18 protein-coding genes are annotated in these 21,644 nt (G+C 64.8%); 11 read left to right on the top strand and 7 right to left on the bottom strand.

Going from position 1 to position 21,644, the window contains the following annotated elements; all coding sequences use genetic code 11:
• Window positions 1-183: 183 nt before the first annotated feature.
• Both V7S63_RS27760 and V7S63_RS27755 read right to left on the bottom strand, forming a co-directional pair.
• Window positions 184-1,206 carry a SphA family protein gene (locus V7S63_RS27760; protein WP_336532702.1) on the bottom strand — a complete coding sequence of 341 codons (1,023 nt, stop codon included), beginning with the start codon at window positions 1,204-1,206 and terminating at the stop codon, window positions 184-186.
• A gap of 15 nt (window positions 1,207-1,221) precedes the next feature.
• On the bottom strand, window positions 1,222-2,292 hold the full coding sequence (locus V7S63_RS27755; RefSeq protein ID WP_336532701.1) for an AraC family transcriptional regulator: 1,071 nt from the start codon (window positions 2,290-2,292) through the stop codon (window positions 1,222-1,224).
• Window positions 2,293-2,348: 56 nt separating this feature from the next.
• Between V7S63_RS27755 and V7S63_RS27750 the strand changes: the two genes are divergently transcribed.
• The 6 genes from V7S63_RS27750 to V7S63_RS27725 all read left to right on the top strand — a co-directional run bounded on the left by V7S63_RS27750 (window position 2,349) and on the right by V7S63_RS27725 (window position 9,054).
• Window positions 2,349-2,654: a DUF3302 domain-containing protein gene (locus V7S63_RS27750; RefSeq protein ID WP_336532700.1), complete on the top strand. Its 306-nt coding sequence runs from the start codon at window positions 2,349-2,351 to the stop codon at window positions 2,652-2,654.
• Entirely contained in the window at window positions 2,651-3,586 is a 936-nt protein-coding gene (locus V7S63_RS27745) for an HlyD family secretion protein (protein ID WP_100962512.1), read from the top strand. Before V7S63_RS27750 ends, V7S63_RS27745 begins: the two co-directional genes overlap by 4 nt.
• A 25-nt stretch (window positions 3,587-3,611) precedes the next feature.
• Complete coding sequence (locus V7S63_RS27740; RefSeq protein ID WP_100962513.1) at window positions 3,612-5,021, top strand: DUF1254 domain-containing protein; 1,410 nt, start codon at window positions 3,612-3,614, stop codon at window positions 5,019-5,021.
• A gap of 111 nt (window positions 5,022-5,132) precedes the next feature.
• A complete protein-coding gene (locus V7S63_RS27735; protein ID WP_100962741.1) occupies window positions 5,133-6,047 on the top strand; it encodes a formylglycine-generating enzyme family protein in 915 nt (304 codons plus the stop codon).
• 238 nt (window positions 6,048-6,285) lie between these two features.
• Window positions 6,286-7,980 (top strand): arylsulfatase, encoded by a 1,695-nt coding sequence (locus tag V7S63_RS27730; protein ID WP_336532699.1) that lies wholly within the window; start codon window positions 6,286-6,288, stop codon window positions 7,978-7,980.
• Window positions 7,981-8,046: 66 nt separating this feature from the next.
• Entirely contained in the window at window positions 8,047-9,054 is a 1,008-nt protein-coding gene (locus V7S63_RS27725) for an HAD family hydrolase (RefSeq protein WP_336532698.1), read from the top strand.
• Window positions 9,055-9,504: 450 nt separating this feature from the next.
• On the opposite strand, the gene V7S63_RS27720 is transcribed toward V7S63_RS27725, so the two are convergent.
• From V7S63_RS27720 to V7S63_RS27700, 5 genes are all read right to left on the bottom strand, one after another.
• Window positions 9,505-10,914 carry an ABC transporter ATP-binding protein gene (locus V7S63_RS27720; RefSeq protein WP_336532697.1) on the bottom strand — a complete coding sequence of 470 codons (1,410 nt, stop codon included), beginning with the start codon at window positions 10,912-10,914 and terminating at the stop codon, window positions 9,505-9,507.
• Window positions 10,911-11,738, bottom strand: a complete 828-nt coding sequence (locus V7S63_RS27715) for an ABC transporter permease (RefSeq protein ID WP_336532696.1) — start codon at window positions 11,736-11,738, stop codon at window positions 10,911-10,913. The genes V7S63_RS27720 and V7S63_RS27715 overlap by 4 nt, the downstream gene beginning before the upstream one ends.
• Window positions 11,735-12,670 (bottom strand): ABC transporter permease, encoded by a 936-nt coding sequence (locus tag V7S63_RS27710; RefSeq protein ID WP_336532695.1) that lies wholly within the window; start codon window positions 12,668-12,670, stop codon window positions 11,735-11,737. Before V7S63_RS27710 ends, V7S63_RS27715 begins: the two co-directional genes overlap by 4 nt.
• A 2-nt stretch (window positions 12,671-12,672) precedes the next feature.
• Window positions 12,673-14,178, bottom strand: coding sequence for an ABC transporter substrate-binding protein (locus V7S63_RS27705; protein WP_336532694.1), 1,506 nt, complete (start codon window positions 14,176-14,178; stop codon window positions 12,673-12,675).
• Between the two features lie 192 nt (window positions 14,179-14,370).
• A complete protein-coding gene (locus tag V7S63_RS27700; protein ID WP_336532693.1) occupies window positions 14,371-15,453 on the bottom strand; it encodes a LacI family DNA-binding transcriptional regulator in 1,083 nt (360 codons plus the stop codon).
• 84 nt (window positions 15,454-15,537) lie between these two features.
• On the opposite strand from V7S63_RS27700, the gene V7S63_RS27695 reads away from it, so the two are divergent.
• The 5 genes from V7S63_RS27695 to V7S63_RS27675 all read left to right on the top strand — a co-directional run bounded on the left by V7S63_RS27695 (window position 15,538) and on the right by V7S63_RS27675 (window position 21,542).
• Window positions 15,538-16,821 (top strand): ABC transporter substrate-binding protein, encoded by a 1,284-nt coding sequence (locus V7S63_RS27695; protein WP_100962211.1) that lies wholly within the window; start codon window positions 15,538-15,540, stop codon window positions 16,819-16,821.
• Between the two features lie 74 nt (window positions 16,822-16,895).
• Window positions 16,896-17,786: a carbohydrate ABC transporter permease gene (locus V7S63_RS27690; protein WP_336532692.1), complete on the top strand. Its 891-nt coding sequence runs from the start codon at window positions 16,896-16,898 to the stop codon at window positions 17,784-17,786.
• A complete protein-coding gene (locus tag V7S63_RS27685) occupies window positions 17,783-18,637 on the top strand; it encodes a carbohydrate ABC transporter permease (protein ID WP_336532691.1) in 855 nt (284 codons plus the stop codon). Before V7S63_RS27690 ends, V7S63_RS27685 begins: the two co-directional genes overlap by 4 nt.
• A 5-nt stretch (window positions 18,638-18,642) precedes the next feature.
• The gene (locus V7S63_RS27680) at window positions 18,643-19,779 is read left to right on the top strand and encodes a hypothetical protein (RefSeq protein ID WP_336532690.1); all 1,137 of its coding nucleotides are present in this window, start codon (window positions 18,643-18,645) and stop codon (window positions 19,777-19,779) included.
• A complete protein-coding gene (locus tag V7S63_RS27675) occupies window positions 19,779-21,542 on the top strand; it encodes a glycoside hydrolase family 2 protein (protein ID WP_336532689.1) in 1,764 nt (587 codons plus the stop codon). Before V7S63_RS27680 ends, V7S63_RS27675 begins: the two co-directional genes overlap by 1 nt.
• Window positions 21,543-21,644: the final 102 nt, after the last annotated feature.

Genomic DNA, 21,644 nt, shown 5'->3' with positions numbered 1-21,644 from the left:
CCGGCTCAACCCGCGATCCACAGCGGTACGATTGGATCGACAATGCGGGCTGCACCCGACGAGACAGCATTGCGCCACAACCGGACATCGGGCTCCTGCCTGGAACCGGACGTTGGTGGAAAGCGGCATAGCTCGGCTGGTGCGACGTGGCGCGCTGCTGCCGGTCGGCGCACAGGTGGAGGTCTATTCCTTCACCACGGCAGGTTTGGCCACATGAGCGGGATGCGTCGGCATCCAGAGGGGGAACGAGAGCTGTACCCATCCTATCGTGCCTTGCGGCCGGTTCTTGACGTCGACTTCGCGCAGCACTTTGACGCGAGTGGCGATAGGGGTCGCCCCGACCATGAAGGTGTAGCCGATCGTGCCGCCGATCGCCGTGGTGCGGCCCTTATAGGGGCCTAGGGTCGCGCCTGGGCCGCTGTCGCCGGTTATCTGCTGGTAATGCGACCCGATGAGGCCGACCGAGAGCTCCTTGGTCAGGTTCTTGCTGATGCCGACATCGATGTGGAATTCCTGCCCGGTCCGGTAGTCGGTGTCGGGGTTCTTGCCGTTGACGGTGAGGCCGACGACGGTCGAGATATCGAGGCCGAGTGTCGGCTCGAGATAGGTCAGACCGGCCGAGAAGTCGCCAATCCAGCGATTGAGGGCGAGGTTGGAGAGCTCGCCGGGTTGATAGGCGCCGGCCGGGATGCTGACGGCGGCGGCGAGCTTCCAATGCCAGTTGCCCGCATTCCAGCCGAGCGTCGCTGTGGCTACGGGATCGCCGAAATTCACCGTGGCGTCGCGAACGCTGAGCCCGATCGGCTGGCTATTGGTGCGCGGCCCGCTGAGTAGGGCGCCCGCCCGCACGCTCGGCTCGCCAAAGGGCACGCTGAGCCCGAAGGCGAGCCGCCCGCCGAAGATCTCGGCGGGCGTCACCCAGAGCCCCGTGGCGAAATCACCCCAGATACTGGCCCTCACGCCGGCAACGACGTTGCCGCCGAGCGATGTGCTGCGCTGGCCGGTCAGCGAGCCGCGATAGAACAGCAGGGTGTTGTCGAAATAGAAGCCGGGAGGCGGCACGATTCCGCCGGCCGGCACATTGAGCCCCGGCACGAACAGGCTGGCCCCGCCTTCGGAGGCATGCGCCATCGATCCCAGCGCGCCTGCCAGGACCAGGGCGGGGAGGCTGCGGATGGCGGCCCTAGTCAGCGCCCGCATGGTCATCCTCTGCTCCCTGCCTCAATGCAACCGGTGCCGCTTGACCGTTTCGGCCGGATACTCGGCGAACAAGCGACGGTAATAGGCGCAGAAGCGACCGACATCGCAAAATCCCGAGCGGAAGGCGACATCGGCGATCGTCCCCCGGCCCTTGAGCAGCTTGAGCTGCGAACGTGCCCGGCAGAGCCGCCTGTCGCGTAAGAATTCGATTGGCCCGATACCGATCTCCTCGTGGAACAGCCGGTGCAGAGAACGGCGAGATAGGCCGAATTCGGCGAGGATCCGCGCGACACTCATCGGGTGAGCCTCGTGGAATTCGAGAAAGTCGAGGATGTCGTAAAGTAGTCGCCGCGACAGCGCGCGGCTGTGATAGTCGGGCCGGGCCAGCGCCCCGGTGATCGCATCCAGGATCGTGTCCTTCCAAAAATCGATCTCATGCAAGTCGAGCTGGATGCTGCCGTCGACCCGGCTCACGATGTCGTGCAGCACGCGCGCCATCGATGCGGCATGGCCACCTTCTATGCGGAAACTCGACTGCCGCTTCCAGGCCTCCAGGCAGCCGAGCTCGCTGCCCGAGCCGAAGAAGCGCTCCAGCTCTTGAGCCGAGACACAAATTCCGCCGAAGGCGGCGCCGCCGGAATAGCGATGCACATGCTCGGCGCCGGGCGACCAAACGCCGACATGGCCATCGGTCAGCGCCGGCCCGGCGAACTCGCCCTCGCACTCGAACAACATGCCAAAGGTGATGTCGCGCTGGCTGAAGACACCTTGCGAGATCAGCCCGCGATCGAAACGGCCAAGCCCGAGCGCCAACCCCTCAATGGCGAGATGGCGCAATTGGCCCCGCATCGGGCCGCGTTCGACTTGGATGATCTCGGATTGCGTCGCTGGCGTCGCCTGCTGCAGCCGCTCGAAGCAATCGATCGCAATGGTGCGCGCCACGAAGTTGGCGGACTGCTCCCGCTTTTGCGCAGCCTGCTCCATGGGCCTCCCTCCCGTGTTTGGCACAAACTGCGCATCACAACCGGATTGATATGCGCTACAACCAGCAGTAAGACGCAAAAACACCAGGCAGGCAATCGATTCTCGCATATAATTATAATAAAATTCATTCCGAATGCGCTTCGATTATTCATCGAAGCAAGTGAATGCGGCATGCTCGAACCGAATACGAAGCGACTACAAGCCGTCTAGCCAGCCTTGGGGTAGGGTTTATGGCGCCAATCGACCTTTTTGCTTGGATCGTTCTTCTAGTTGTCGCCGGCTTTTGCCTTGCTGTGGTCATAGGACTCGGGATGCTGCCCGGGCGGATCGCGCGACAGCGCGGTCATCCCTGGCCGGAGGCCGTCGCGGCCGGCAGCTGGGCGGCGCTTCTGTTCGGCTTCGTCTTCTGGCCGCTGGTCCTGATCTGGGCCTATGTGGATGCTCCCGCGATGAAGGAGACCGCCAGATGATGGTCTTCCTCATGGCGAGCTATTTCGCCATCCTGAGTCTCTTCGTCTGGCTGCGCTGGATCCCCTGGAGTCCCTTCTGGAAGTTCTCGCCGCTGCTGGTCCTGGTCGCCCTCAATCTCGGCCTGTTCATTCCGATGGGTTGGGGGGCGCCGTCCGGGCCTGTCCTGGTGGCGCGCAACGCCGTGCAGATCGTGCCTTCCGTCGCCGGCGAGGTGATCGACGTCCCGGTGCGTGCCAATGCGACGCTGAAACAGGGCGACGTGCTACTTCGCATCGACCCGACGGTTTACGAGGCGCAGGCGGCCGCGCTGGCGGCGCAGTTGAAGTTCGCCGAGCTGCGGCGCTCGCAGATGGAGGCGCTGCACGATCGCGGCGCGGGCCGCAATTTCGACGTCGAGCAGCGCCAGGCCGAGGTCGAGCAGCTGCAGGCGCAGCTCGCCACCGCGAAATGGAATCTCGATAAGACAACGGTCCTGGCTCCGGCCGATGGCTATGTCACCAACCTGGCCTTGCGCAAGGGCGCCCGCGTCACCGCGCAGGCGCCGGTCATGGCCTTCATCGACAGCTCCGAAACCATCATAGGAGTCGAGATCGCGCAGATCTACGCGCGCTATATCGAGGTCGGGCAGCCGGTCGAGGTCGCCTTCAAGATCCGGCCGGGCGAAGTCCATACCGGCCGGGTTGAGGCGGTGCTGCAAGCCATTGCGTCGGGGCAGACAGAGGTGAGCGGGCGCGCCGTCCTGCCAGGCGATATCTCCGCCGCCCCCTTCGTGGTGCGGATCAGGCTCGATGATCAGGTAGCCGCGATGCGCCTGCCCGCAGGCAGCACGGGGACGGCCGCGATTTTCACCGACCACGTCAAGGCCAGCCACATGATCCGCCGAGTGATCCTGCGGCAGGTTGCGATCCTCAACTACATCAACCCGTTCTGAACGGGCGATTGCAGGAAACGAAGCGATGAGGAACTTTGGTCTCGCACTGCTGGCATTCATCTGCGCGGCAGCACCTGCCAGTGCTCAAAATCTGTCCCCTGAGGAGCTGGGCCAGCGCACCGTCCATCGCCGAGCCGTCGAGGCGGTCGTCTGGGGAATGCCGGCAGTCAATTTCGACCTCATGTTGCAGGCGGCTCTCAAGGCCGGCGGCAAGGACAACCAGATTGTCTACTGGTCGCGCTTTCTCGACTGGAAGAACCAGACCCTGACACCTAACCCGAGCACAATCTACTTCATGCCGTTCATCAGCACGAAGGAGGCGGGTCCGATGGTGCTGGAACTTCCGTCGGCAGAAGGCGGCTCCCTGACCGGCACGATCACGGACGCTTGGCAGACCGCTCTGGAGGATGTCGGGCCGGCCGGCGCCGACAAGGGTAAAGGAGGCAAATATCTCATTCTGCCGCCGCGTCATACCGCGCCAATACCAAACGGATACATCGTAGTGCACTCGTCGACCTACATGGCCGGGCCGCTGCTCCGCTCCAACGCGCTCGGCGGCAATGCCGCCGACATCGCAAACGCTGTAGCCTACGGCAAGCGGATCAAGCTCTATCCGCTCTCCGCCGCCGCGAACCCGCCGCCGCCAACCTTCGTCGACGCCACGGACGTCCTCTACGACAGCACCATTCCCTACGACATCCGCTTTTTCGAGGCACTCGACCGCTTCATCCAGCGGGAGCCCTGGCAGGAGCGAGACAAGGCTATGATCGACCAGCTGAAGTCGGTCGGCATCGAGCAGGGCAAGCCGTTCAAGCCGAGCGCGGACGGCCAAAAGGTCCTCGAACAGGCAGCCTCCGAAGCTAAGGCACTGCTCGATGTCCGCTACGAGGACCTATTCACGCCGTACTATCCTGGTGGACGGTGGGCACTGCCAGTCGCGCCGGACGTTGTCGAGGGACTGGCGACCAACTTCTCGAAGCCGGGCGTCTATCCGCTCGACGACCGTGGCGCCTTCTACTCCTTCGCGTTCTCTAGCGTTAAGCATCTCGGCTCGGGGCAGTTCTACCTCGTCGCGATCCGCGACAGGGATGGCAAGCCATTCAGCGGCGCCGAGACCTACCGGCTGACCGTGCCGGCCAGCGCCCCGGTCGACCTCTACTGGTCGATCACCGCCTACGACCGGGAGACGCATGCTCTGATCCGGAACATGTCGCGGTCGAGCCGAGGCTCGAATGTCCCGGAAGTGCAGAAGAATTCGGATGGTTCGGTCGACATCCATTTTGGACCGAAAGCGCCGGCCGGCGGTGAAGGAAACTGGGTCCCGACCGACCCGCAGCGCGGCTTCGAGGTGATGATGCGCTTCTATGGGCCGCAGAAGCCTTTGTTCGAGAAGACCTGGCGGCTCCCGGATATTGAGCGCGTTGCCGCGCCCTGACGTCTCGCTCACTCCCGATCCTGCGTCGGAGGAACCGCACCCGTGACACTCGGCAACGCGATCCCGACTGAAGCCTCTGCCCGACTTGATGATGCCATCAGCAAGATCGGAATGACCTGGATCAATGGCGGAGTATTCCGCATGGGGTCCGACCGGCACTATGTCGAGGAAGCGCCGAGCCACCAGGTCAACGTCGACGGTTTCTGGATTGATCAGACGCCGGTGACCAATCGCCAGTTCGGCGCCTTCGTCGATGCAACCGGGCATGTCACCTCAGCCGAGATTGCTCCCGATCCCAGGGACTACCCGGGTGCGTTGCCGCACATGTTGCGGGCCGGCTCGCTCATGTTCGATCCGCCATGCCATCCGGTCGATACGCGTGACTGGTCGCAATGGTGGACATTCAAGTTCGGCGCGACGTGGCGCAAGCCCTATGGCGCTGGCTCCTCGATCAAGGGCCTCGACGATCATCCCGTAGTGCATGTCGCTTATCTCGATGCCGAGGCCTATGCGAATTGGGCCGGCAAGGCATTACCGACCGAAGCCGAATGGGAGTTTGCGGCCTGGGGCGGGCGCGAGGGCTGCGAGTTTGCCTGGGGTGATGAGCTCACACCGGAGGGCCGCCATATGGCCAACATCTGGCAGGGCGCGTTTCCTCAGGAGAACAGCAGGGAGGATGGCTGGGCCCGCACCTCCCCGGTCCGGGCCTTTCCATCGAACGGATATGGGCTCCACGACATGATCGGCAATGTTTGGGAATGGACCGCAGATTTCTGGTCCGCGCGACATCAGGCCGATGCGCCTAAAGCCTGTTGTGTCCCGCAGAACCCGCGCGGCGGCCGGGAATCAGAGAGCTACGATCCGCATCAGCCGCAGATCATGATCCCGCGCAAAGTGCTGAAGGGCGGCTCGCATCTTTGTGCGCCGAACTACTGCCGCCGCTATCGCCCTGCCGCCCGCCACGCAGAGCCAATAGACACCTCTACAAGCCATGTCGGATTTCGCTGCATCATTCGAAAAACCTGAGGATATGGCGATGGATCGCAGAAATTTGTTCGGCGGCACCGCCGCCATGGTTGCGGCGCAGGTGCTTCGATCAGGCCCAGCCAGCGCAGACGCAACCCCAGCGGCCGGCCCAGCTGGGTCGTACTCCGTCCTCAAGCAGGTCGGCGAGTTCGAGGACAGCGTCAAAAGGCACCCACTGATCCGCATGGGGACGACCGGTCCCTATTCGCCACTACGATAGCCCGGAGAGGAGACCACCATGAGCGACGCATCCGAACGTAAAGACGGTAACACCGCGGGGCACCCTAGCCGGCGGCACATGCTCCTTGGCGGGACTGCGCTGGCTGCAACAGGCATGACCGAGCGGAGTGCGGTAGCCCAGGTGCAGCCAGCGCCGGTGCCACTCGCCACCACTTCTGCGGGAGGTCGTCGGCCGAACATTCTGGTGATCTTTGGCGATGATGTCGGGCAGGCCAACCTCAGCCTCTATTCGCACGGTGTCATGGGCTACCGCACGCCGAACATCGACCGCATCGGCCGCGAAGGGATGATGTTCACCGACTACTATGCCGAGCAGAGCTGCACCGCGGGCCGATCCTCGTTCCTCACCGGCCAATGCACACTGCGCACCGGTCTTTCCAAGGTGGGCATGCCGGGCGTGGCTGTCGGTCTTCAAGATAGGGACGCCACCATCGCCGAGCTGCTGAAGCCGCTCGGCTACGCCACCGGTCAATTCGGCAAGAACCATCTGGGCGACCGCAACGCCTACCTCCCGACCGTCCACGGCTTCGACGAATTCTTCGGAAATCTTTACCACCTCAACGCCGAGGAAGATCCGGAATCGCGAACCTATCCGCGCGACCCTCGTTTCCGTGAAACTCTCGGCCCGCGCGGCGTTTTGCGTTGCAAGGCGTCGGAGCGCGACGATCCCACCGAGCATCCTCGCTGGGGACGCATCGGCCGCCAGGTCATTGAAGATACCGGTCCGCTGACCAAGAAGCGCATGGAGACGATCGACGACGAAACCTCGGCGGCCGCGATTGACTTCATCCAACGGCAGACAAGGGCAAACAGGCCTTTCTTTTGCTGGTTCAACACTACGCGGATGCACTTTCGCACTCATGTGCAGGATGCCCGACGCGACCAGCCCGGCCTCACCTCAAGGACTGAGTATGCCGACGGTATGATCGAACATGACGCGCAAGTCGGAGCCGTTCTCAAGGCGGTCGACGATCTCGGCCTCGCGAACGATACGATCGTGCTCTACACCACCGATAACGGTCCTCATCAGAACTCCTGGCCTGACGCCGGCACGACGCCGTTCCGCAGCGAGAAGAATACGAACTGGGAAGGCGCCTTCCGTGTTCCGTGCCTCATACGCTGGCCCGGCCGTATCCAGGCTGGATCCGTCTCCAATGACATTGTGAGCGGAATGGATTGGCTGCCTACCCTTCTCGCCGCCGCCGGTGAACCCGACATCAAAAGCAAGCTGCTGACGGGCCATCAGGCGACCGGCAAGATCTTTAAGGTCCATCTCGACGGCTATGATCAGCTGCCTTACCTGACCGGCCGCCAGCCGCACGGCGCACGCAAGGAATTCTTCTACTTCAATGACGACGGTGATCTCGTCGCGATGCGCTACGAGAATTGGAAAATCGTCTTCGAAGAGCAGCGCGCAACCGGAACGCTGCGGATCTGGGCCGAGCCCTTCACGAAGCTTCGCACGCCAAAACTCTTCGATCTGCGCTCGGATCCATACGAACGCGCCGACATCACGTCCAACTCCTACTATGACTGGTTTACCTCGAACCCGGCGCCGTTTCTGGCGTCGCAATCGATCGTCGGGCCGTTTCTAGCGACGTTTAAGGAGTATCCGCCGAGCCAGCGCCCCGCGAGTTTCAGCATCGATCAGCTGATCGAACGGATGCAGAAGAGCCTGGAGCCCGCTCATTAGGCGCTAACGCAGCCGGCTGTGCTTTTTGCCGCGAGGCGATTGCCATCAGCCCTGAGGAGCCATCGTATGAGCCTCACCCGACGCTTCGCCCTTGCCGCTTTGTCCGCCACACTTCTGCCAGCTCCAGCGGCGCTGGCTCAGCCTGATCCTTTGCCTTCGTGGAACCAGGGGCTGGGCAAGCACACTCTGCTTGCGTTCATCGCGCGCGTGACGCGCGAAGGCGGACCGGATTATGTGCCGCCAGCCGAACGCATTGCGGTTTTCGACAATGACGGCACGCTCTGGGCCGAGCAGCCCAGCTATTTCCAGCTTCAGTTCGCGCTCGACCGGACCAAGGCGCTCGCGCCCCAGAATCCGGCCTGGCAAGGCAGGCCCGCGTTCAGAGCCATTGTTGCGGGCGACGCGAAAGCGCTCTCCGCCTTGAGTCACAAGGACGTCCAGGAGATATTGGCGATAAGCCACGCCGGCATGACCACTGATGCCTTCGCCAGAACCGTGGCGGAGTGGCTCGCGACGGCACGTCATCCGCGCTTTGGTCAGCCCTATGACCAGCTGGTCTACCAGCCTCAGCTTGAACTGCTGGCGCATCTACGCGCCAGCGGCTTCAAGACGTTCATCGTCTCGGGCGGTGGCGTCGAGTTCATTCGCGTCTTTGCCGAGAAGGCGTATGGCGTCCCGCCCGAGCAGGTCGTCGGCTCGTCGGTGGTCGTCAAGCTGCAGATGGCAACGGATGGCAAAGCAGAGCTTGTCAAGCAGGCGCAGGTAGAATTCGTCGACGATGGGCCTGGCAAGCCTGTCGGGATTAACCGCTTTATCGGCCGCCGGCCGATCATCGCCTTCGGCAATTCTGATGGCGACCATCAGATGCTGCAATGGACCGCGGCCGGCTCAGGGCCGCGCCTTATGGCGATCCTCCACCACACAGACGCGATTCGCGAATGGGCCTATGATCGCACGTCGCAGATCGGTCGCCTCGACAAGGCGCTGGACGAGGCGAACGATAGGGGCTGGACCGTGATCGACATGCGACGAGATTGGAAATGGGTGTTTCCCTTCCAGCGACAGGTGCCATGATCGACAGCCACGATGAAGGGAGTGGTCGCCTTCGCCTGGTGCTATCTCACCGGCGTTCTAGGACTGTCCCCTGGCACCCCTCGTTATCTTGTCGCGGCGCCGTGCGGCCTGCGACCGTGGCGGCCGAAGTTTAGCTTGAGTGTCGGCTTCAACTCAGTTCTCGGTCGGTTTGTGGGCGACTTGGGCGCGGCCATTAGAGCAACAGCTCCGCGCGCCACACCGACTGCAACTCGGCGCCGACTATAAATAGCGGAGCGACGGCAGTGGTCGGCAAATCGCGTTTGGCGGCGCAGCGATTTGATCAGCATCACATCCAATAACCGATGGTTCGCTATGTCCGAATTGGGCCATATGCGTTGGACGGTTGTCAGGACACAATGCGCCAGGCCCAGACATTCACGGATCGCCCGAATCCAGACACTGAGATCGTCGCAAGCCGCACAGGAGCCATCAGGCCGGCAATTTCAGAATGCGCGATGCGATTTTCTCTGCAAGTGCGGCCTCATGCGTCACCATCAGCAGGCCCAGGCCACGCTCGCGGACCGCTTCGATCAGGATTGCGAACACCTCCTTCTGGGTGACCGGATCCAGCCGCGAGGTGGCTTCGTCGGCGAAGAGGAAGACCGGGTCGAGCAGGAGCGCCCGCAGGATCGCGAAGCGCTGGAGTTCGCCGCCGGATACCTCGCCCGGGCGCCGATCAAGGAGCTCCTGCCCCAGGCCGAAGCACCGCATGCTGGCCTCGGCCTGCGCCCAGGCGAGGCAGTGCAGCCTCAGCAGGTCGCCGAAGCTTTGCCGCAGTGTCTGATGTGGGGCGAAGGCTGCTGGAGGGTCCTGGTAAAGCTTCTGAAAGCGGGTCGCCGCAATGCCAGGTGAGCGCTCAACTTCGCCGCTGTCGGGTCTGACGAGGCCGAGGAGAATGTTTCCGATCGTCGTCTTGCCGCAACCGCTAGGCCCCACGATCGCGACGATCTCGCCGCGCCGGACCGCGATGTCGAAGCCGTCGAACAGCACCCTCTCTCCGAAGCGCTTCGACAGCCCGGTCGCGGAGACGATCGGCTCGCCGGCTGTCGCCAGGGCGAGCGCTGGCCAGCGCGTCGGGTTCGCCGCAATTAGCGCGCGGGCGTATTCATGCTGGGGATTATCCAGGACCTCGTCAGCCGGGCCGAACTCGACGAGTGATCCGTCGAGCATGACGCCGATCATGCCGCCGAGGGCGGCCGCGACCTCGATGTCATGTGTGATGGTCAGCAGCAGGCGGCCTTGATCCACCTCTTCGCGCAACCTGTCGACGACACCGTCGCGCAGCGCGGCGTCGAGTCCCTTGGTCGGCTCGTCGGCGATCAGGAGGGAGGCGCCGGCCGCATGCGTCACGGCGATCGCTACGCGCTGGCACATGCCGCCCGAGAGCTCGTGGGGGTAGGCCTTTGTCCTGTCGCCGAGCCCGACCTCGGCCAGGTCGTCACGCAGGCTCTTGCCGGCTTCCGCTGGACCGAGGCCGTGCAAGTAGCGATGGATCTCGCCGACCTGACCTTCGATCCGCATGGTCGGATCGAGCGCGAGCCAGGGCTCCTGCGGCAGGATGGCGATCGTCCGCCCCCAGCGCGCTCGCGTTTGTGTCGGGCTTCCGGCGAGAAGATCCTCGTCGTCCAGCTTGACGATGCCTCGCGCCGAAAGACCGCTCGGCAGACTGCCCATGATGGCATGCGCGACCAGCGATTTTCCGGAGCCGCTGGCGCCGAGCAAGGTGACGGGCCGGCCGTGCGAGAGCGTGAAGGCGACGTCGCGAACGATGGTCGTGTTGCCCGCGCGGATCTCGAGGCCGGAGACCGTCAGCGACTGGAAGCGGACCGGAGCGTTCATCCCAGATCGCTCCGCGTCGCGAGTTGGAGCCCGAGCACGAGCAGGAAGATGAGGATGCCGGGCATCAGCACATGCAGCGGCGCCTCGTCATAATAGGGCAGCAACTCCACGATCATCGCGCCGAGCTCCGGCGTCGGCGGGCGCAGGCCCACGCTGATCGCGCTGAGCGTCGAGATTGCGATGATCGCCGTCGACATGGCGAAGGCGGCGAGCGTGATCAGGATCGGCCGGATCTCGGGTAGGACCAGGCTGCGCAGGATATAGCCGGTACCGAAGCCGAGCAGCCGCGCCGCTTCAACATGCGTCTGCTTCAGCACGCCGGCAGCCGTGACCCGGGTCACGCGGTAGAACTCGATCCAGAGCGTAAGCGCGAGACCGAGATAGAGCGGCCCGAAGGTGCCGGGCGCGAAGGCGAGCAGGATCAGCACCAGGAGCAACCCCGGCAGCGCGAGCAGCACGGTCGAGACCAGTTCGAGCAACCGTTCGAGCCAGCCGCCGCGCCAGGCGGCGAGCAGCCCGAGCAGGATGCCGGGTACGGCCGCCGTCGCGACGGTGAGCAGCGCCATGCCGAAGGAGAGGCGCGCCCCATGGCTGAGCCGCGCGAGCATGCTGCGGCCGTAATGATCGGCGCCGAGCCAATAGTCGGAGCCGGGCGATGCGAGACTCGCCGCGAAATCCTGTTCGGTCGGATCGACTGAGACGAGCAGCGGCCCAAGCAGCGCGAACAGCGCCAGCAGGCCGAGCAGAACGAGCCCGGTCGTCCGGGCCGGCGTCAACCAGGCGCGCTTCGTCGTTGGAATGAGGGTGGCGTCGGCGATGCTCATGTGCGTTTCGGCCTGGGATCGAGCCAGTGGCAGGCGAGATCGACTGCCATTGCGATGACGACGAAGAGCAGGCCCATGGCGAGCGCGGTGCCCTGCACCATCGGCACGTCACGCGCGATCACGGCGTGAACCAGGGCGTGGCCGATGCCGGGGATGCCGAACAGCGTCTCGACGACGACGACGCCTTCGATCAGGTAGATCGCCTGCAACGCGAGATAGGAGACAACGGGAATGGCGGCGTTGCGCAGCACATGCCGGCGCACGACCACCGGCTCCGGCAGTCCCTTCAGCCGCGCGAAGGCGAAATAGGGCGTGCGCACCACCGCCGCGACGGCGTCGCGGGCGACACGGCTGGAGACCGCCGCGAGGCCGAGCGCCAGCGTGAACGCCGGCAGCGCCAGATCGCGCCAGGTGCCGTAGCCCGCCGGCGGGAACAGGCCGAGCAGCATGGCGAACACCAGGATCAGCACCAAGCCGAGCACGAAGGGTGGGAGCGATCGCAGGACGATCGCTCCGCCGAGCGAAGCGTTGTCGACCCAGGCGCCGCGCCTCAGCCCTGCGAGCAGCCCGATCGGCGGACCGAGCAGCAGCGACAGCATGAGCGCCGATCCCGAGAGCCAGAGGGTGGCGCCGAGCTGGATACGCAACTCCTTCGTGATCGGCAGGCCGGTGACGACGGAGTGGCCGAGATCGAGCCGCGCCAACTGCCCGAGCGAAGCGCCGAGCTGGACGAGGAGCGGCTGGTCGAGGCCGAGTTCGCGCCGGACCGCCTCGGCCGCTTCCGTGATGTTGGCGTCGGGCCCATAGCGCCCGGCTGCGATGCGCATGGCAGGATCGCCCGGCAGGGCCCGCACCAGCACGAAGCAGAGGATGCCGACGACGAGCAACACCAGCCCGGCTTGGAGCAGCCGGGCAAGAACGAGGCGCTTCATGCCTATTGGACCCAGCGGACCGAGGCGAGCCCGTAGTTCACTTCGAGCGGGTCGATGCGCAGGCCAGTGACGCGCTTGTTGGCGACGATGGCAAGCTCCGACCAGGTGACCGGGATGCTCGGCAGCTCGCTCTGGAGGATCGCGATCGCCCGCTTCTGCATCGGCGCGCGTGCGGCGGGGTCGCTGGTCTGCGCCATTGTCTCGACCAGCGCGTTCAGTTCGTCATTGGACCAGCCGGTCGCCCCCCAGTCGCTGCCCCCGGACTTGTAGTCGTCGCGGAGCGTGCCAATGGCGTCGGGCACGATCGAATACAGGCGCGAGACGAGCCCCATTTCCAGCGTGCCATCCTTATGGCGCGCCGGGATCTCGGAGCTGTTGCCGACCGAGACCTTGGCGTCAATGCCGACTTGCTTGAGCTGCGCCTGGATCGCGGTAGCGATGGGCGGAAGCTCGGGCCAGCTGGCATAGGTCAGCAGCGTGAAGGAGAACGGCCTGCCGTCCTTCTGCAGGATGCCGTCGGCGCCGGGCGTCCATCCGGCTTCGGCGAGGAGCGCCTTGGCGGCGGCCAGATCGCGCTTCAGCGGAGGAAGCTCCGGGTCGTTCCAACCGGCCAACGCCTTGGGGAAGAGCTGGGTCGCCGCGAGATCGGCGTTGCGCAGGATGACGCGCGTCGTGCCCTCGCGGTCGAGTGCGGCGCTGATCGCACGCCTGACCCTGACATCGCTGAAAAGCGGCGAGGCGGCGTTGACCTTGAGCGAGCGCGTGCGCGGGATCGTGGCGATGCGGACATCAAGATTCTGGTTGCGCTTGAGGCGCTCGACCGAAACCGGCAGCATCGAGAAGACGAGATCGGCCTCGCCGCTTTCTGCCATCAGGGCGCGGATCTCGCCTTGGCCGACCGCCTGATAGTCGATCTCGGCGATGCCCGGCTTCATGCCAGTCCATTCCGCAGCCGCTTCCAGCTGCATGTTGAGCGGCGGCGTCAGGCTCTTCACGCGATACGGACCCGAGCCGACGATGCGCTCGACCTTGCCCGACGCCCCCACGGAGGACGGCGCGAGGATGATGGTGGTGAAGTTGACGAGATAGGCCGGCAGCGCAGCGAAGGGTTTCGACAGGCGGAGGACCACGTCCTGGCCGTCGGCCTCGACGCCTGCAACCGGAACCTGGCTGAACACGCCGGCGCCGCCATGAACCTTGCGCAAGGTCTCGGCTGCGATTGCGGCAGTCACCGCGCTTCCGTCATGGAAGCGAGCGCCGTCGCGCAGCCGGAAACGCCAGGTCAATCCATCCTCGCTCGTTGACCAGAAGGTGGCGAGGCCGGCGGTCAGGTTGCCAGCGGAATCGACCGAGACGAGCGTTTCTGCCACCTGCATGCGACTGAAAACAAAGCCGGACTGCGCCGGGTCTATGCCGGCGATCTCCCAGGGGCCCACGACCTTCAGTGGCTTCGCCGTGGCGACGCCCGTCATGGCCAGCACCGCGACGGCGATCGAAACCAGCTTCACCGGCACAACTCCGCTACATGAAACGTTATAGTGTTACGCAGTTAGCTGCGCGGAGACCGCCGTGCAAGATCAAATCGGCAGGCGCTCGGAAAATTCATCCGCCGCCGGCAATCACGATAGTCCCCTTCCATCTTCATGAGGCGCGATGTCGGCGTGAAATGCGCGGCTGCATTCACAAAGGCGAAGCGTTACCTATGACCGCCTTCGCTCGATCAGTCGGTGTGGCAGGACGCGCTGGCGGTCGGCCCCCTCTCGATCGTCCGTGATGAGTTCGGCTACCGCCCGGCCGAAGGTGCCATAGGGGATGAGAACTGAGGACAACCAGGGAGCGACCCAGTCGTTGAGCGGATTGTCGTCGAAACCGTAGATGGGCAGGGAAGCCGAATGGGGGCTCTCCTCGATGAAGCGGTGCGCGCCGAAGGCGATCAGGTCGCCGGTGCAGATCAGCGCGTCGTGGTCGGCGCCACCGCGCTCCAACAGGTTGGCAGCAGCATAACCAAGCGCCAGGTGCTCCTTCTCCGCCGGTCCGAGAACCAGCGAGGGCGGAATCGGAAAGCCTGCCGCGGCAAAACTCCCGATAATGGCTTCCACCCGCGCCCGCGTCGCCGATGAGGCAAGCGGTGCGTGGATCAGTGCCGGTCGTCTGATACCCTGCGCCAATGCGTGCGCGGCCACGTCATGACCCGCCTGCGCATTGTCGATGCCGACGAAGTCGCAATTTGGCTCGCCGGGGTCACGGCGATTGACGAAGATGAGGGGCGTTGGGCCACCCCGCACCAGGTCAAGCATCGGACTCGCAACTGCTCCTAGGAAAACGATGGCGCGAGCCTGCTGCGCCCGCATCTCGCGCAGGTATTCGTCCTGCAGCATGGGATCGTCATGCGTGTCGCAGAGAACCATGACCAGCCCCTGCTCGCGCAGCGCCACTTCGGTCGAGGCGGCGATCGCCGCCATGGTCGGGTTGGCGAGGTTGGCCGCCAGCACGGCAACCAGCCGGCTTTGCCTCTGCCGCAGTGATTTGCCGGCACTCGAAGGGCGATAGTCGAGTTCGGCCACGGCCTGCCTGACCCTGGCGACCGTCTCGGCAGAGGCCTTGTTCGCGATGCCGTTCAGGACCCGGGAGACGGTCGCGATCGAGACACCGGCCCGCTCGGCCACATTGGCGATCGATGCCTGCTGGGCATCGGCCGGCTTGAGCGCCGTGCGCCGCATCGTCATCGCCGTCATTCGGTCCAGGGCCACAAAAACACTTGCGCTTTTATAGCGAGAGGTCATAGGGTACAGCAAGGGTAAACGTTTACCCTCAACAAGACAGCACAGCAGAAGAGCGCAGCCAAATAGCGTTCACGGGAGGAAGCGATGAGGTTCTTGAAACGGATTGCCGCCGCCGCGGGTATCGTGATGGCGGGTGCGCTGCCCTCGGCCGCGCAGACGCTGACCGTCTGGCACGATCTCGGCGACAACGGCCTGAAATGGTTCGAGGCGATGTCCGCCGAATTCGCCAAGCAGCGGCCGGGCGTGACGGTGAAGTCGCTCAGCTACCCGACCGACCAGTGGTTCGGCCGCGTCATCAGCGCGCTGAACACCGATTCGGCGCCGGACCTGATCTACAACAATTACGAGCGCGTCATTCGCATCCAGGATCAGACCGGCAAGGTCTCGGACCTCAAGCCGGTGCTTGGCAAGGTCACCGACAAGGCCTTCCTCACCGAGGACGATCTCAAGGTCGCGACCTACAAGGACCGGCAGATCATCATCCCGATCCAGCGCGTGCAGATGGGCTTCGGCGTGCGCAAGAGCTGGCTCGACAAGGTCGGCGAGACCTTCCCCGAGACCTGGGAGGATGCCAAGCGCGTCGCGGTCAAGTTCCGCGACAACGACCCCGACGGTAACGGCAAGGCCGACACCTTCGGCTTTGCGCTCGAGGCGGCCAAGCCGCGCGACCTCATCCACATCCTCGATCTCTTCAGCTTCGGCACCGGCCTGCGCCACACGCTGATCGACCCCGCAGGCAACATCACCATCGACGAGCCGCGCCATGCGGCGGTGCTCGAGGAGTTCCTCAAGACCTATACGAGCTACAAGTTCGTCGCGCCGGACACGATCAACCACTCCTTCACCGAGATGTACCAGGTCATCGAGGGCGGCCGCGGCGGCATGTTCCGCGTGGGCGACTGGAATGTGAAGAAATGGGACGGGGAGAAGGTCCTCAACGGCGACTTCATCGTCGGCAAATGGCCGAAATTCGCAGCCGGCGAGACCAACTACGTCGTCATCGGCGGCATGCGCGGCATCGCCATCCCCGAGAACGCGCCGAACAAGGCACTGGCGCAGGAGTTCGCGCAGTTCATGCTGACCAAGGCGGCCCAACAGGCCTCGCTGGACAATGTCGGCGCCGCCGTGCGTGCCGATCTCGACGTCGCCGCACTGTCGCCTCGCTCGCAATACTTCGCCAAGGCCGAGGCGCCGCTCATCGCCTATGATTTCCCCGAGGCGGTGCATTCCTTCTATCCGGAGCTGGAGGCGGCCTTCCACAAGAAGCTGCTTTCCGGCATCGCAAAGCCGCCGGCGGACTGGAAGCCGTTCATCGCCGAGACGGCAAAGGAAATGCGCGAGCTCGCGGCGAAGCTGAAGGCCAAATAGCCTTAGCCGACCTCGCGATTGCGGGCCGCTTCGCGCGGCCCGCGGCCGAACCTCCTTCCGAAGGGCAGACAAGCATGACCACGACCCTTGAAACGGTCTGGCATAACCGGATCTTCTATCTCTTCGTCCTGCCCTTTGCGGTGCTCACGATCCTGTTCGGCGTCTGGCCGATCGTGCTGTCGATCATGGTGTCGTTCACCGCATCGGCGACGGCGCTGCGGCCGAACCCGACCTATGTCGGCTTCGCCAATTACGCCGCGATCTTCGCCGATCCGGCCTTCCTGGCCTCGCTGCTGCGCACCTTCCTCTATACGGCGGTGGCGGTCGCGGCGAATGTCGGCTTCGCCTTCGGCATGGCGGCCCTGATCGATTCGCCGCTCCTGAAACGCGGTGGCCTGCTCCTGCGCCTGGCGCTGTTCCTGCCGGTGGTGACGCCGGACGTCGCCGGCTACGTCGTCTGGCGCTGGCTCTACGACCGCTCCTTCGGCGCGATCAACGCGCTGCTCGACACCATCGGCCTGCCGGCCTTCGCCGGGCTGACCACCGGCCCGACGGCGATGCTCTCCCTCCTGATCGCCGAGCTCTGGCATCATGCCGGCTTCTACATGCTGATCTTCCACGCCAACCTCGCCATCCGCGACCGGGCGCTCGAGGAGGCCGCGCATGTCGACGGCGCCACGGCCTGGCAGCGCTGGCGCTATGTGATCCTGCCGCAGCTCAAGCCCGCCTTCATCATCAACACCGTCTATGCGCTGATCCAGTTCCTGAAGACCTTCACCGTCGTCGTGGTGATGACCAAGGGCGGGCCGAACGAGGCGACCAACTTCGTCTCCTACTACGCCTATCAGCTCTTCGATCAGGGCCGCTATGGCGAGGCGACGGCGATGGCGAGCGTCCTCTTCCTGATCGTGATCGGTATCTCGCTGACGATCTATCGCCTGGGTGACAGGGAGGCCGCGCGATGAGTGCCGCTGTGCAGATGGCGCGGGTCAGCCGGCCGCTCCAGATCGTCGCCTACGTCTTCGCCGGACTGGTCGGCCTGGCTTTCCTCTACCCCTACTGGTGGATGCTGGTCAGCGCCTTCCGCTCGACGCGGGCGATCATGGACGATCCGCTGCGACTGCTGCCCGAGACACTGGACTTCTCGATCTTCACGGAGATCGCCAGCCTCGGCGGCGTCTCGCTGGTGCGCTACATCGCCAATTCGCTGGCGATCACCACGGCCTCGACGGTGCTGAGCGTCGTCGTCACCGCGCTCGGCGCCTATGCGCTGACGCGCAAGCCGCAGCTGCCCGGGTTCACCGCGCTGCGCTACGGCTTCCTCGTCACGATCATGTACCCCTACATGCTGCTGCTGATCCCGGTCTATCTGGTGATGTTCAAGCTCGGCCTGCTCGGCTCCTATGCCGGCATCGTGCTCTTTCTGGCGCTCGGCCCGATCCAGTTCTTCCTGTTCGAGCAGTTCTTCCGGAAGATTCCGGGCGAGGTCATCGAGGCCGCGATCATCGATGGCGCCAACGAGGCGCAGATCCTGTTTCGCATCGTCCTGCCGATGGCGTCCTCGATCACGGCGACGGTCGCGCTGATCACCTTCCTGCTCAATTGGGCCCAGTGGTTCCCGGTGCTGGTGATCTCGAAGACACCCGACACCTACACGCTCCCGGTGGCGCTCCTGTCGATGAACACTGAGCTGGGGGCCAATTTCCAGGGAATCATGGCGCTCGCCGTGATTACCACCCTGCCGGTGGCCGGGCTGTTCCTGCTCGCCCAGAAACGGGTGATGGCGGGCATGGCGAGCGGGGCAGTCAAGGGATGAGCCTGATGTACGATGCGATATCGCAGACCAGCCGCACGGCCGCGATCGAGGCCGCGAGGCGGCGCTCGCTCGACTGGTTCGCCACGATGCAGGTGCCGGGTGCGCCGCGCGGCGTCATGCGCATTTCGGCCGCGCAGGATCCCGCGGACTGGCCGGGCGTCAGCCTCTACGGCACCTATAACGGCATCATGTGCCTCGACCTGATCGGCGGGCTCGGCGGCTATTCCGAGGGCGAGAGGGCCGCGCTCGTCACCTGGCTCGAAGGGCACCGCCGCCTCGACGGCATCGTCCGCGTGCCCGGCATGACCGGCGAAGCCGTGTTCAAGAAGCCCGATCGGGACGAGACCTGGCGCTATATCGACTTCCACGTCACCAATTACACGCTCGGTGCCATCGATGCCCTGGAGCCGGGCCGGCGGCCGAACCTGGCTTTCGCCAAGCCCTTCCTCGATCCGCTGAAACTCAAGGCCTGGCTGGCCGATCGCGACCTCAACGACCCCTGGCAGGAGGGCAACAACATCGTCAACCTGGCGGGCTTCTTCCTGCTCCTGCGGCGGGACGGGGATGCCGCGATGCGGGCACGCGTCGATGCCGCGCTCGAGATTCTTTATGGCTGGCACGACCGCAACCGCGAGCCCAGCACCGGCTTCTGGGGCGTCGGCCAGCTCTCCGACCCGACGCGCCTGCTGCACGCCTTCGCCGGCTCGATGCACAATTTCCATATCTGGTATCACGAAGGCCGCATCCCTGCCGCCTTCGACCGCTCGGTGGACTACGTGCTCTCGCTGCCGCCGCGCGTCGATTCCGCCTGCATCGACGTGGACGCGGTCGATGTCCTCGTCCACGGCCTCGCCTTGCTCGACCATCGCCGTGACGAGAGCCGCCAATGGCTCTCCACCCTGCTCGACGCGCTGCTTGCCGACCAGAACGCGGATGGCGGCTTCTGCGATGTCCGCACCGGCGTCCGCCGGCAGGATGGCTGGGTCAAGGGCTATGAGGAGCCGCAAGGGATTTCCAACGGCTTCGCGACCTGGTTCCGCTGGATCGCGATCGCGATGATCGCCGATATGCTGTTCCCCGGCCGCTGGAACTGGCGCTTCCGCCGGACGATCGGCATCGGCTACCGGCTCGGAGCGCGATGATGGCGGCCGACGATCCTTTCCATCATCTCCATGACGAGGACTACGCCCGGCCCTATCTCGCCGGGCTCGCCGGCGCCGCGACCTATGTGCCGGTCAACGGCCGGCCGGTGCTGTCGCTGGCCGGCGACTGGCGATTGACGCTCGACCTCTTCGACGAGGGCCTGCGGCAAAAATGGTTCGCGCTCGACGAGACGCCGCCGTCGCAATGGTCGCAGCCGCGCGATTACGAGATCGAGGCGGGGGAGCTCGTGCCCGTTCCGTCGTGCTGGAACCTGCTGAAGCCGGAATGGACCTATTTCGAGGGCGCCGCCTGGTACACGCGCCATCTCGACTGGCAAAGCGGCCCGGCTGGCGAACGGGCGATCCTCAATATCGGAGCGGCGAATTATGCGGCGCTCGTGTTCGTCAACGGCATCCATGTCGGCGGCCATCGCGGCGGCTCGACGCCGTTCAGCCTCGATGTGACCGATGCCTTGCGGAATGGCCGCAATCGCCTGCAGGTCATGGTCGAGAACCGGCGCTCCCCAGTCCGCGTGCCGATGCAGCATATCGACTGGTTCAACTATGGCGGGCTTTACCGCGAGATCTCGCTGATGCGCCTGCCGGCGGTGTTCATCCGCGAGGCACGCGCCGCGTTGCTGCCCGATGGGCGACAGATTCGGTTCTCGATCGCGCTATCCGAGACGGTCGACGTGACCGCCAGGGTCGACATCCCCGAGCTCGGCCTGTCGCTCTCCATTGCCGTCAGGGATGGCGAGGGCGAGGTGACGACGCCATTCACGGGACAAGCATGGTCTCCAGAAGCGCCCCGGCTCTACGATGCCGTGTTTTCCTGCGGCGAGGATCGCATCACCGAGCGCCTCGGCTTTCGCACGATCGAGGCCCGTGGCACCGACATCCTGCTCAATGGCGAGAAGATCTGGCTCAAGGGCGTCTGCGTCCATGAGGATGATCTGGCGCTCGGCAAGGTCTCGACGGAGGACGATGTCCGCCGCCGTTTCCGCCACGTCAAGGAACTCGGCGGCAACTTCCTGCGCCTGTCGCACTACCCACACCATGAGCACGTCGCGCGGATCGCCGACGAGATGGGCCTGCTGCTCTGGGCCGAGATCCCGGTGTACTGGGCGATCGCCTTCGACAACCCCGATACCTATGCCGATGCCGAGAACCAGCTGCGCGAGCTGATCGCCCGCGACATCAACCGGGCCAGCGTCATCCTCTGGGGTGTCGGCAACGAGAATGCCGACACCGATTCGCGCCTATCCTTCATGGCGCGGCTCGCGCAGGCCGCCAGGAAGGCGGACCCGACCCGGCTGATCGGCGCCGCTTGCCTGATCAATCGCGAGACCTTCGCCATCGAGGATCGGCTTGCCGAGCATCTCGATGTCATCGGCCTCAACGAATATTTCGGCTGGTACGAACCGGATTTCTCCGGGCTCGACCGCCTGCTCGCCAATTCGGCCCCCAACAAGCCGGTGATCGTCTCGGAGACCGGCGCCGATGCCTTGCCCGGCCACCGGGGCGCCGGCCGTGTCCTGTTCACGGAGGACTGGCAGGCCGAGTTCTATCGCCAGCAGGTGAGAAGGCTGGCAGCGACACCCTACGTCGCCGGGATCGCCGCCTGGCTGCTCTACGATTTCCGGACCGAGCGCCGCCAGACCGGCTTTCAGAAGGGCTTCAACCGGAAAGGCCTGATCGCCGAGGACAAGACGACCCGAAAGCTGGCCTTCGCAGTGCTCACGGAGCTCTTTGCCGAATGGTGAGCCGGACCAGCACCGCAAGGCACCAACAGGAGAGGGTTGCCTGTCCTCGGAATCGAGGCCATTGCATCTGACGCTGCCGGACCCTCAGCCTCCAAAAAAGCC

This window comes from Allobosea sp. CCNWLY174 (assembly GCF_037120455.1).
Classification (GTDB): Bacteria; Pseudomonadota; Alphaproteobacteria; order Rhizobiales; family Beijerinckiaceae; genus Allobosea; species Allobosea lupini.
The sequence above is the reverse complement of the archived record's forward strand: the minus strand, read 5'-3'. Positions and strand labels throughout refer to the sequence as shown.